Here is an 11800-nt window from a genome sequence, read left to right on the forward strand (position 1 = left end):
ACTTCGGGCGGGACGGGAAGGAACGGCATGCGGCCCGTGGCAGGCCCCCGGTTCGCGGCGGCTTGCCCCTCGTCCCCGGCGCAGGACCTGGAGGCACATCGCCATGGCCGCGGCGCACAGGCGTCTCAAGGGGGCCATCGGCGCCACGGGCCTATCGGATCGCCGCGGCCAGCAGCGTCTGCGCGATGCTGGTGCCGGTGCCTGCCGTCTGTGCCGTCAGGTCGCTCTGCAGGAGATAGCGGCGGCGCAAGGCATCCATCCGGTCGCCGTCGAGGAAATCCTCGACCTTCGCGGTGCCGAAGAACCGTTCGGCCCGGTCCTTGAAGATGCCGAGCTGCTGGTCGATGTCGAGCGCGCCGACGCTGCCGGGCAGGCGGAACACCGTCTCGAACACCTGCCGAAGCGGCTTCGAGGCCATGATTCCGAACCAGCGCGAATCGTTCGACAGTCCCGCGGCCACCACATCGCCCAGATCCCGCGCCATCGACAGGGCGATGCGCATGTCTGGATCGCTGTTGCCGACCTGGATCTCGAACTGGCGGTCGAGGTAGTTCTTCACGATCGCCTCGGCGAAGCCCTTGGGATAGACGCGCTCGGTCGTCGGCTCCTTCATCCCCATGGCGTCGGCGAAGGCCCGGTAGCGCGGATCGGGGTGGACGTTGACCAGCGAGGTCGGATCCCCCCGGTCCGACGTCAGGATCCGGCTGGCGAAGGCGAAGCCGTCGGGGCGGGCGGGCAGGTCGAAGAATTCGAAGGTCGCCAGCATCAGGCCGAAATCCTTCGCAAGCTCCGCCGGTGTCCCGGGCGGGGCGGTGCGGGCGTTCACCGTCTCCACCACCTTTTCGAGCGTGCTGGTGAAGGCGCGGCCCGCCGACTCTGCCTCCGCGCGGGCGGCGAAATCGAAGACCTTCGCCAGCGCGGCGTAACGCGGATCGTCTTGGAGGTTGGCGAAGGAGGTGGGATCGGTGGGGTCCGAGGACAGCACGTCGGTCAGGAACCCGGTGCGGTCCACGTCGCCGCGCAATCCGAAGATGTCGAGCGTCGCCGTCAGCAGCGCCTCGTCGCCGAGGATGTCCTCGGGCGTGCGGATCTTGCCCGCCCTGCCGTCGAACATCCGGGCAAGGTCGTAGATCGACCCCGGCGCGGGCGCCTTGCGGGACAGGCCGAAGGCTTCGGCCAGTTCGGTGTAGCGCGGATCCGAGAGGCGGCGGGCGAAGGAGGCGGGGTCGGACGGATCGGATTCCAGTACCTGTTTCAGGAAATAGGTGTTGTCCATGTCCTTCTCGAGCCCGAGGCTGCCGAGCGTGGCGCGCAGAAGGCTGCGGTCCCGCAGCAGGTCGTCCGCGGTCCGCAGGCCGGAAAGGCTTTCGGCCACGGCATCCCGCGCCGACGCACCGTCGAGCTGCGGCCCGCCGTCGCCCGCGAAGTTGAAGGCCTTGGCCAGCGCGAGGTACCGCTTGTCGGCCAGCCGGTTGGCGAGGGAGCGGTCGTCGCTCAGGTCGGAGTCGAGGATGCGCCTGATGAAGGCGCGGTTGTCCAGATCCTCGTCCAGGCCGAAGGCGCCGAGGGCGACGGACAGCAGCGTGCGGTCGGCCATCAGCTGGTCCGAGGTCTGGACGTCCTTCAGCCGGTCGAGCACGTGTTCGGTGGTCCGCGCCACCTGCGGCGTCTTCGCAAGCAGGGTCTGCTGCTGGTCCCGCGTGCGGGCGAGGAAGGCATAGCCTGCAAGGCCGGTGCCGAGAACGATCGGCGAAAAGCTCATCACCCCTCCGGATCCGGCGCAGGGTGCGCCGCTTCCCCTACCGTAGCGGACGCCGCTTAACGGAATGTTGCCGAGGCCCCGCCGCCCCTCGGATCGTCGTTGCCGAAAGGACGGGAACGCGCCATAACGGGCGCGCCAGATCCCGCAGAGGACACTCCCATGCGTCTTTCGATGCTTCTTCTCGCCGCCGCCGCGACTCTTGCCGCCTGCGGGGCGAATGCACCGCCGAACCCGACCCAAGGGGCGAAAACGGGTGTGAGCGTCTCGGGCGACGCGAGGATCGGCGTGACGGCCACGCTCTGATGTCGCCCTTGCGGGCGCTCTATCTCGGGCTCGCGCTCTGGGGCGCGGTGCACCCGATGTACTGGTTCCTGACTTACCTGTCCCAGAACGCCTGGGACTTCGGGGCGATGATCGACGCCTGGTACGTCAACGCCTCGACCACGGGGCTGACCTGGGACCTGACCATCGCCGCGATCGCCCTGACCGTCTGGATCCTGGCCGAGGTGGCGGCGCGGCGCCGTTTCCTCGGGCTGGTGGCCATCCCCGCCACCTTCTGCATCGGCGTCAGCTGCGGGCTGCCGCTGTACCTCTTCCTGCGCACCCGTCCCTGACGGCGGCGCTGGCCGAGGGGGCGGGACGCCTCCGGCGGGAGTATTTTTCGCAAGGAAGAAGCAGGGAAGGTCCGGCCCTGGAAGGCGGGGGTTCGTTTCGGCCGCTGTCATCGTTCCGTTACCGTTCCGTAACGTCACTGTCACCCGCTGCGGCCAAAAGCGCCGCAGAACAGAGGGGACCGTCACATGACACACCGTTTCGCCACTGCCGTCTCCGCGCTTGCCCTGATGGCGGGCGCGGCGTCGGCCGACAGCTTCAACCGCATCGCCAGCTTCCCGGTGGCCTCCAACATGGCCGAGGGCGAGGACACGGCCCGCGAGAGCAGCGCCGAGATCATCTCGGCCACCGACGACGGGATGACGCTGGTCTATACCGACAGCCCGCTCGGCGCGCTGGGCTTCATCGACATCGCCGATCCGGCGGCGCCGAAGCCGCTCGGCAACCTCGGCCTCGACGGCGAGCCGACGAGCGTGACGGTGATCGGGCAGACAGCTTTTGCCGGGGTGAACACCTCGGAAAGCTACACCGCGCCCTCGGGCGTGCTGGTCTCGGTCGACGTGGCGAGCCGGGCCGAGACCGGACGATGCGACCTCGGCGGCCAGCCCGACTCGGTCGCCAAGGCGCCGGACGGGTCGTTCCTGGCCGTCGCGGTCGAGAACGAGCGGGACGAGGATCTGAACGATGGCGCGCTGCCGCAGATGCCCGCGGGATACCTGGTGCTGGTCGATATCGTCGACGGCGCGCTGGCCTGCGACACGATGAAGAAGGTGGATCTGACGGGGTTGGCCGAGATCGCGCCGGAGGACCCCGAGCCGGAATACGTCTCGATCAACGCCCTGGGCGAGACGGTGGTGACGCTGCAGGAAAACAACCACCTGGTGGTGGTCGGGCGTGACGGCACGGTGATCAGCGACTTCAGCGCCGGGACCGTGGACCTGGAGGGCATCGACGCCACCGACGAGCGCGGCGCGCTGATCTTCACCGAATCGCAGCAGGGCCGGAAGCGGGAACCGGACGCGGTGACCTGGATCGACGACACCCGTTTCGCCATCGCCAACGAGGGCGATTACGAAGGCGGCTCGCGCGGCTGGACGATCTTCGCCAAGGACGGCACCGAGGTCTACGAGAGCGGCACCTCCTTCGAGCAGGCCATCATCCGGATCGGCCACTACCCCGACAAGCGGTCCGACGCGAAGGGCGTCGAGCCCGAGAGCGTGACCTTCGACACCTTCGGCGGCACGCCGATGCTGTTCGTGGGGGCCGAGCGCGCCTCGGTCGTCGGCGTCTACGACGTCACCGATCCCGCGGCGCCGGTGCTGACGCAGCTTCTGCCCTCGGGCGTCGGCCCCGAAGGCTATGTCACGATCCCCGAACGCGGCCTCCTGGTCTCGGCCAACGAAAGCGATCTGGCCGAGGACGGCGGCGCGCGCTCCCATGTCATGCTCTACCAGTACGGCGCGGGCGATCCGGTCTATCCGCACCTGACCTCGGAAGGGATGGCCGAACTGACCGGCTGGGGCGCGCTCAGCGGTCTCGTGGCGGGGGAGGGCGCGACGCTCTACGCGATCAACGACAGTTTCTATGGCTACCAGCCGACGATCTTCGCCATCGACGTCTCGACAAAGCCCGCGAAGATCACCGAAGCCCTGCGCGTCACCCGCGCCGGGATGCCGGCGCAGAAGCTCGACATGGAGGGCATCACGCTGGACGGCGAGGGCGGCTTCTGGGTCGCCTCCGAGGGACGGACCGACCGACTGGTGCCCCACGCGCTCTATCACATCGACGCCGAGGGCGAGATCAGGGGCGAGGTTGGCCTGCCGCCGGAGCTGGCGGCGGTCGAGAAGCGGTTCGGCTTCGAGGGGATCACGAAGGTCGGCGACTGGCTGTGGATGGCGGTGCAGCGCGAATGGGCCGACGATCCGAAGGGCCAGGTGAAGCTCGTCGCCTACAATCCCGAGACGGAAGAGTGGGGCGCCGTAGCCTATCCGCTGGACGAAGCGGGGGAGGGCTGGGTCGGCCTCAGCGAGATCACGGCCCACGGCGATCACGTCTACATCGTCGAGCGCGACAACCAGCTGGGCACCGCGGCGAAGACGAAGAAGGTCTATCGCGTCGCGCTCGATGAGCTGACCCCGGCGCCGCTCGGCGGCGAGCTGCCGCTGGTTAAGAAGGAGGAGGTGCGCGACCTGATGGCCGACCTGACCTCCACCGGCGGCTATGTCATGGACAAGGTCGAGGGGCTGGCCATCCAGGCCGACGGCACCGCCTGGGCCGTGACCGACAACGACGGGGTCGACGACAGTTCGGGCGAGACGCTGCTCTGGTCCTTCCCGGTGAACTGACCCTCGCCTCGGGACGATGATGCAACGGCCCTCCGGACAGACCGGGGGGCCGTTTTCCGTTCCCCCCGGTCGTGACGATCTTCTTCGCTTGCCGCGTCAAGGGGGGGCTTCTAGACTGCGCGGACAAAGCCTATTTGACACCAAGAGATCATTGAGGAACCGCCATGGCCGATTTCGATGCCCAGGTCCGTGAAAGCCAGGCGCAGGTCGCCGAGGCGCAGGTCAAGATCAGCGAGCTGACGAGCCGGATCGAGGCGGCGCGCAGGAAGATGGCGGCGGGCACCGACGCCACCCTCGACATCGAGAACGCGACGCTGGAAGACGTCCACGCCCACACCGAGGCGATGAACGCCAACATCGCCGAGCTGATCATGGGGCTCGACGACGTGACGGCGGGCTTCTCCAAGGACTTCGCCGAGATGCGCGACAAGACGGGCTGGGAAAGCTTCGTCGGCATCTTCTCGGAAGCCAAGTCGGAATCCATGCGCCAGGAGCGGATGCGCACGGCGAGCGTGGACGACAAGTTGCAGGACCTGATCTCGAAATCCGACATCATCGTGCGGCTGCTGGAAAGCCAGCTTGCCGTGCTGAACGAGCAGAAGGCGAAGGTCGAGGGCAACCTCGTCGAGACGCTGGACGAGCGCGAGGCGGTGGTGGGCGAGCTCGAGGCGCTGCGGGCCGAGATCCTGGCGATGGATCCGAAGATCATCGAGCTGGAAAACAGGATCTCGATGACCCAGGACGCCGCGGCGCGCACGAAGCTCGAAAGCGAACTGGCCGACGTCAACACCCGCTACAACGAGCTGGTGCAGCAGGAGCAGGTGAAGCTCGCCAAGTCCCAGACGCTGGAGCGCTACATCGAGAAGGGCAAGACCTGGGTCGACTCCCTGCAGAACCAGGCGGCGACGCAGATGGTGCTGATCAACAAGCTGCAGACCGACACCAAGCAGCGGGTGGTGCTGTACGACGCGCTGACGAAGTCGCTGAAGACGGCGCAGCAGCAGGACGTGGCACACCGGATCAACGAGATCGGGGTGAAGACCGACCAGGAGGCGCAGACCGCCATGGCCGGGATCGGCGCCGCGACGAACGCGCGCATGGCCGACATGCTGGAGGCGCACGAGGATCACATGGTCTTCGCCCGCAAGGTGCTGGAGCAGAAGCAGAAGGCCGACGAACGCTTCGCCCGCCGCTTCTCGGCCATCGTGCAGAAGCACGACAAGAACCTCTACGGCGGCTAGGATGGGACGGACCCGCCGGGTCCGCGACGGGAACGTGACAGACCTCCTTCAAGAGCTTCGGCCGTGACCGTAAGCGGCGGCATCACCGGCGCCGACCTGTCCCGCGATCACGTCGGCCTGTCCGAGACCCTCGCGGCGCGGCGCTATTTCCGGATGTTCGAGGAGATCACCGGCCATCTGCCCCGGGTCGCCGCGGCGATGGAGGCGGACGGGCTGTTCTCGCGCCTCGAAACCGGGGTGCTGGCCGAGTATCTCGAGCGGATCGCGGGCACCTTCCGCGCGCTCGGCACAAAGTACCTGATGACCGGCCGCGACACCGGCACCTTCTTCGGCTCGCTCGCCATCGACGTCACCGAAAGCGGCTTTCCGGTGTTCCGCGAACTGCTGACCATGGCCTCGGACTTCGCCCAGGCCGAGGCGCGGATCGCGGGCACGCCCGACCGCGCGGCGCTGCTCGACCGGATGGTGGAAGAGATCGTCGGCCGCCTGTCGATCCCGACACGGCTGCAGTTCGCCCTGTCGCAACGGCTCTACTTCGAAAGCCTGCTGGAGGACCGGCTGTTCTGGTCGCAGAATGCAGCCCAGTCGATCTGGCTGAGCGGGCTGGAGGAGCGGCGTCGGTTCCTGCTGCACTGGTCGGTCTACGACACCGAGCTGAACCTGCCGGTGATCTACCTGATGGAGGTCGAGGACAGCGGCCGCGTCTCGCTGGCGAAGGACGCGACCCGCTGGCCCGCGGTGCAGGCGCACCTTGCCGCGCAGTCGGTGGCGGGGCTGAAGCTTCTGACCATCGCCAAGGGCTTCGACACCGATTTCTCCGACCTGCACCCCAAGCGCCTGCGCCGCCTGCACGTCGGCCCGATGTATTCCGCCGCCTACACCCGCCAGACCGGCCCGATCCGCGAGGTGCTGGAGGAAGCCGCCGCCTCGGGACGCGACGACTGGGCGCTGGTCTGGACGCTGGAGGACCTGGAGAGCGAGCGGGTGGAGACGGAGCGCAGCGGCTGGTTCTCGACCGTCGAGCGGGAGGTCTTCGCGCTCGACCCCTTCGCGGGGCGCGGCGCCGACACCGGCGCGACCCGCACCGAACGCTTCGTGATCCTGCCCGAACGCCCCTTCCAGGTGCTGTCCGAGCGCAATCCGCCCGGCTTTTCCGGCGTGCGCAAGTTCGTGGTGGCCCCGGGCGGCCGGGTGCTGGTCTACCGATGAGGGGCCTCATGTTCCGAAAGGGTGCGCCGTGAGCATTTCCGGCAAGACAGGTCAGGAGACGGCGTGAGCATTCCGGGCAACCAGATGGAACTGCGGGAGGAGGAGATCCGCAAGCACTACGGCGCGGCGCTGTCTCTGCTGGATGGCTTCGACCACACCCCCCGCATCGCGCGCGCGACGGCCCCCGCCGCCGCGCGCGAACGCTCGCCCGGGATCGGCGCGCGGCCGCGCTTCCGGTCCACCACGCCGGGCCTCGTCACCCGTTCGACCGCACGTCCCGAAGGCGTGCGGCTGATCGAGAGGGTGGAGGCCACGGGCGACGACGCGCTGCCCTCGCCGTTGCAGGCGGCGGTGCTTCAGGGCCTGCGCCGGGCGCTGGCCATCGCGCTGGCCCTTGGCGAGCAGTTCGCCGAGCGCACCGGGCTCGACGCGATGAAGCGCGACAACCTCGACGGGCGGCTGGCGCAGGGGCGGCAGGCGGAGTTCGGCGAGCTTCTGGCGGCCGAGGCGCTGGTGGTGCTCTCGGTCTTCGCCAACGCCGCTTCGGTGCTGCTGGCGTCCCATGCGCCGGAGACGGCGGTGGAGGTCGGCGAGGTCGAGGAGGTGCTGACCGACAACCCGCAACTGGCGCTGCACGGCGCGCTGTGGGAACTGGACCAGGACCTCGCGCTCCTCGCCTCCGATCCGCTACGCCTTGTCGCCGTGCTGCTGGCCTTCTGCGAGCAGCTTCTGGCCAGGGTCGAGGCGCGGGCGGCCACCGCGCCGCGCCTTGCCGCCTTCACCGGGGCAAGCTGGCGGATCGAGGCCGACGATTTCGCCATCCAGGGCTTCGCGCCGGTGCGCCGGGGCAGGGGCGGGCCGCTGACCATGGCGTTCAAGCGCCCCGAGCAGGTGATCGGCAACCACATCGCCAAGCACCAGGCGATGAAGCTGGCCAAGATGCTGATGGCCTACGATTTCGAGCGGCGGATGAACCCCTTCGCCGAACTCGGCGGCTTCATCTTCACCTTCATGGGCGACGGGGCGCCCGGCACCGGCAAGACCACGCTGATCCAGATGATGGCCGGACTGATCCACGGCTATTGCGAGGTCGCGGGCTATCCGTTCCGCTACCAGAACCTCTCGACCGAGAACATCGACAGCTACCAGGGCAAGTCGGGCCAGAACGCCAAGGCCTTCATCAACAACATCCTCGACCCCGCGGTGATCGGCTTCGGCACCATCGACGACATCGACCAGCTGGCGGGCAAGCGGGGCGACCGGCAGTCCTCGGCCGGGCAGCTCGAGATTACGGCGGTGCTGATGGAAAGCTTCGCCGGGGCGAACACGGTGGTCAGGGGCAACTGCACCTTCGGCATGTTCTCGAACTTCCCCGAGAACGTGGACGATGCGCTCCGTCAGCGGGCGGGCGCGCGGTTCCTCGTCGACGGTCCGCAGTCGCGCGAGGATTACATCGACATCCTGCACCTGCTGATGGGCAAGAACCACGACATCCCCCTCGGCCGCCACGACCTCTATGCCGCGCAGCAGATCCAGCGCGCCGTCGCCGCCAGTTTCGAGGGCCACAGCCGCCCGAAGGAGCAGGGGCTGCTCGACGTCTGGGAGCGGGTCGAACGCGAGATCGGACCGCTCGACACCATCGCCAGGCTCGGCACCTATCTGAAGGCGATCCAGGAGGCGGATGCCCGCTTCACGGGGCGGGCGATCAAGAACATCACCGACGCGGTGAAGGTGCGCGCCATGGATTTCGAACTGCCCGACGACTGGATGGAGGAACCCGACCGCTTCCTGTTCCGCCCCTATGACGAGAAGCTCGGGATGATCCGCGAACTGATGGGGAAGATCACGGTCGACACGGTGGTGCAGGAGATCAACCGCTACGCCGACAGCGAATTCCGCTATGCCGACAAGTCCGACGAGGCTGCGATCGAGGCGACGGTGCGCGACATGGAACGGATGGAAGAGGCGAAACGGCGCTTCGCGGAGCGGCGCGGATGACGCTGGCGATCCTCACCACCCTCGCGACCGTGCTGGCCGGCATCGTCGCCGTGATGCTGGTGCCGTTCCTCGCGCGGCGCGGCGGCACCCTGCGCGCCCTGGCCTACGGCATCATCGGCGCGGTCTTCGCCTTCAGCTTCAGCCGCTGGATCGCGGGGCTGGCCGGGGCGGCGCTGTTCGGGCTGCCGCGCTCGGACGCGGAACTGCTGACCGGCGGACTGCCCCTGCGCAGTCTCGACCTGATGATCTTCGCCGTCTTCCTCGCCATCGGCGTCGCCGTCACCCTCTCGCTGCGGCGGCGGAGGCGGCGGGCATGAGCGGGGGTCTTGCCGCCGTCCTGCTGTTCCTCGGCACCCTCGCCGCGGTGTCGGTGATCGCCGCGCTCGCCGCCGCGCTGGTCTTCGGCTCCGATCCCGTGGCGCAGGCGCTCGGACCCGTCCGCGCCACCGCGCTCGGCGTTGCCGCCTGCGCGCTCGCGGCCTTCGCGCTGTTCCTGCTGACGAACCCCGACCCCGTGACCTGGCCCGAACCCTTCCTCGCCTATGCGCGCCGCACCGCCGTGACCACCGGCTTCGCCGCCGTGGTCTGGCTGCCGGTGTTCCTCGCCACACGCGCCCGCCTCGCGGAGCGGCGGGCATGAGCGCTCTGGTGATCCCCGTGATCGCGCTGATGGCGCTCGCCGTCGTGATCCCGCGGCTTCTCGCCTGGATCATTCCCGAGGGCGTGCGGGGGCTGATCGTCAACTTCGCCCTCTCCTTCGTCGCGCTCACCGCCCTTGCCACGACGTATTTCGTCTGGAGCTACGCCGCCCGCGACACGCGGGTGTTCGACCTGATCGGGGTGGCGCCCGTTGCCGGGATCGTGCATTTCGTGGGGCTGGGCCTGTCGTCGGGGCTGATCTGGGCCCCGGTGCTGATCCTGTCGGTCAGCGCCTTGCCCCGCCACTGGAAGGTCGAGAAATGGTAGAGCTGTTCGCTTTCATCCAGGGCACCCTTGCCGACTGGTGGGACCGGGGCGTGCCCGACGCGGTCCTGGTCGCCGCGGTGCTGGCCGTCGCCGGGTTCTTCCTGCCCAAGGGCCTGTACCGGCTCACGGGGATGGGGCGGCGGGCCGTGCTGCGCACGCTGGTGCTGTCCTGCCTGCTGCTCGTGCTGCTCGGCGCGCTCGCCTCGGTGCTGCTCTATGCCATCAGCGGCGTGCAGCTCCATGCCGCCTGGGTCAGCGATCCGCTGGGCGGGACCGCCTATTTCCTGGCCACGGGTGCGCAGCTGGCCGCGCCGGGGGTCGTCGTCGCGGTGCTGCGCAGCCTGACGCTGGCGGGGCAGGGCGCGGCCTCGCCCACCGGCTGAGGGGTCTGCCATGCGGCTGCTGATCGAGAAGGGGCTGATGTTCGGGGGGCTGGTCCACGTCGCCACCCCCGCCCTGGTCGAACGCTACAACCGCGCGCTGCACCACCTGACCGGCCGCCGCACCGCGCTTTCGGACTTCCACATCGACCTCTCGGGCTTCTCGCCCGAGATCGGGGACGAGTTCGACGACATCCACTATCTCAACGTCAACGGCTGCAACCGCCAGTTCATCCTGCTGAGCCTCGAGCAGCGCCGCGCGCCGCTTCTGAACATGGCCTTCTCGACCTCGCGGCCGATCCTGAAATCCTTCATCGCCGCCAATGAAAGCGCGCTGTTCGCGCTGACTGCGCGGGATGCCGTGGCCGGAGAGCTGGCGAACACCGTCTTCGACGTCTCCCGCCCCTCTCGCCTGTTCGACATGCGCGCGATCACGGTCGAGGCCGACACGACCCATGCCCATGTCGCCGACGCCCGCGCGCTGGCCGAGAAGATCGAAGTCTTCCGCACCCGCAAGGACGCCTGGTGGGACGACGTGCTGATCGCCGAGATGATCGGGCTGGCGAAGCGCACCGGCGACGTGACCCGCAACCCGGTGACGCTGGAGAGGATGCGCTTCGACCACGGCAGCTTCTGGACCTCGCATTTCGGCGGCGCCTATGTCTTCCACCGCGCGACCAGGCCCTTCGTCGCCGCGGTGCAGCCCGCGCCCTTCTCCGCCGATCCCGACGTGAAGGTGCCGGTCCACGCCCTGTCGCAGCCCAACGCCATCGCCCGCGCGCTGGACGAGAACGGGCTGGTCGAACCCATCGTCACCGCGCGCAACGTGAACGCCGCGGCGATCCTGCGCCAGAAGATGGACTTCATCCTGGTCGACGCCGCCGCGACGCTGGACCTCGACCTTGGCGGCGCCACCCGGGCCGACCTGCGCCACATCGCCCGGCAACTGGGCAGCGCGCTGCCCGATGCCTTCCTCGGCCTTGCGGACCTGTTGCGATGGGTCGAGAACGGCGGCACTTGGCCCCGGCTCAGCAGCGAGCATCCGGCCTATTTCCACACGCTGCGCGGGGCCGCGGGCCCGGACCGCGACCTCGTCAACATGCTTCTGGCCGAGCTCGCGCCCGAGGACATCCGCCAGCTCTTCATTTGCCACAAGCCGCTGTTCTACCGCACCTATTCCACATGGTCCGAGCCGCGGCAGCGCTTCGCCGCCGAGTTCCTGGAGCGCGAGTACAAGGTCGACAAGGCCGGGGCGCGCAGCGCGCTCTTCGGCCCCGAGCCCGGCAT

12 protein-coding genes are annotated in these 11800 nt (G+C 68.8%); 11 read left to right on the forward strand and 1 reads right to left on the reverse strand.

Features of this window, described 5'->3' with window-relative positions; genetic code table 11:
- Positions 1 to 151: 151 nt before the first annotated feature.
- Entirely contained in the window at positions 152 to 1762 is a 1611-nt protein-coding gene (locus tag A7B20_RS13235; protein WP_102109061.1) for a DUF1217 domain-containing protein, read from the reverse strand.
- A gap of 159 nt (positions 1763 to 1921) precedes the next feature.
- Here A7B20_RS13235 and A7B20_RS21430 point away from each other — a divergent pair, with 159 nt between their 5' ends.
- The 11 genes from A7B20_RS21430 to A7B20_RS13285 all read left to right on the forward strand — a co-directional run.
- The gene (locus tag A7B20_RS21430) at positions 1922 to 2065 is read left to right on the forward strand and encodes a hypothetical protein (protein ID WP_172961015.1); all 144 of its coding nucleotides are present in this window, start codon (positions 1922 to 1924) and stop codon (positions 2063 to 2065) included.
- On the forward strand, positions 2065 to 2376 hold the full coding sequence (locus tag A7B20_RS13240; protein ID WP_102109062.1) for a DUF2834 domain-containing protein: 312 nt from the start codon (positions 2065 to 2067) through the stop codon (positions 2374 to 2376). The genes A7B20_RS21430 and A7B20_RS13240 overlap by 1 nt, the downstream gene beginning before the upstream one ends.
- Positions 2377 to 2562: 186 nt before the next feature.
- Complete coding sequence (locus A7B20_RS13245; protein ID WP_102109063.1) at positions 2563 to 4719, forward strand: esterase-like activity of phytase family protein; 2157 nt, start codon at positions 2563 to 2565, stop codon at positions 4717 to 4719.
- 164 nt (positions 4720 to 4883) lie between these two features.
- Positions 4884 to 5960 carry a coiled-coil domain-containing protein gene (locus tag A7B20_RS13250; protein WP_102109064.1) on the forward strand — a complete coding sequence of 359 codons (1077 nt, stop codon included), beginning with the start codon at positions 4884 to 4886 and terminating at the stop codon, positions 5958 to 5960.
- 63 nt (positions 5961 to 6023) lie between these two features.
- Positions 6024 to 7169, forward strand: coding sequence for a hypothetical protein (locus tag A7B20_RS13255; RefSeq protein WP_245866900.1), 1146 nt, complete (start codon positions 6024 to 6026; stop codon positions 7167 to 7169).
- A gap of 63 nt (positions 7170 to 7232) precedes the next feature.
- On the forward strand, positions 7233 to 9167 hold the full coding sequence (locus tag A7B20_RS13260) for an AAA family ATPase (RefSeq protein WP_102109065.1): 1935 nt from the start codon (positions 7233 to 7235) through the stop codon (positions 9165 to 9167).
- Positions 9164 to 9484: a hypothetical protein gene (locus A7B20_RS13265; RefSeq protein WP_102109066.1), complete on the forward strand. Its 321-nt coding sequence runs from the start codon at positions 9164 to 9166 to the stop codon at positions 9482 to 9484. The genes A7B20_RS13260 and A7B20_RS13265 overlap by 4 nt, the downstream gene beginning before the upstream one ends.
- Positions 9481 to 9807, forward strand: a complete 327-nt coding sequence (locus A7B20_RS13270) for a hypothetical protein (RefSeq protein WP_102109067.1) — start codon at positions 9481 to 9483, stop codon at positions 9805 to 9807. The genes A7B20_RS13265 and A7B20_RS13270 overlap by 4 nt, the downstream gene beginning before the upstream one ends.
- On the forward strand, positions 9804 to 10133 hold the full coding sequence (locus A7B20_RS13275) for a hypothetical protein (RefSeq protein ID WP_102109068.1): 330 nt from the start codon (positions 9804 to 9806) through the stop codon (positions 10131 to 10133). The genes A7B20_RS13270 and A7B20_RS13275 overlap by 4 nt, the downstream gene beginning before the upstream one ends.
- A complete protein-coding gene (locus A7B20_RS13280; protein WP_102109069.1) occupies positions 10127 to 10516 on the forward strand; it encodes a hypothetical protein in 390 nt (129 codons plus the stop codon). Before A7B20_RS13275 ends, A7B20_RS13280 begins: the two co-directional genes overlap by 7 nt.
- 10 nt (positions 10517 to 10526) lie before the next feature.
- Positions 10527 to 11800, forward strand: a 1274-nt coding sequence (locus A7B20_RS13285) for a DUF6638 family protein (RefSeq protein WP_102109070.1), incomplete at its 3' end; no start/stop codon positions are given.

This window comes from Oceaniglobus roseus, from assembly GCF_002869745.1.
In the GTDB taxonomy this organism is placed as follows: Bacteria; Pseudomonadota; Alphaproteobacteria; order Rhodobacterales; family Rhodobacteraceae; genus Oceaniglobus; species Oceaniglobus roseus.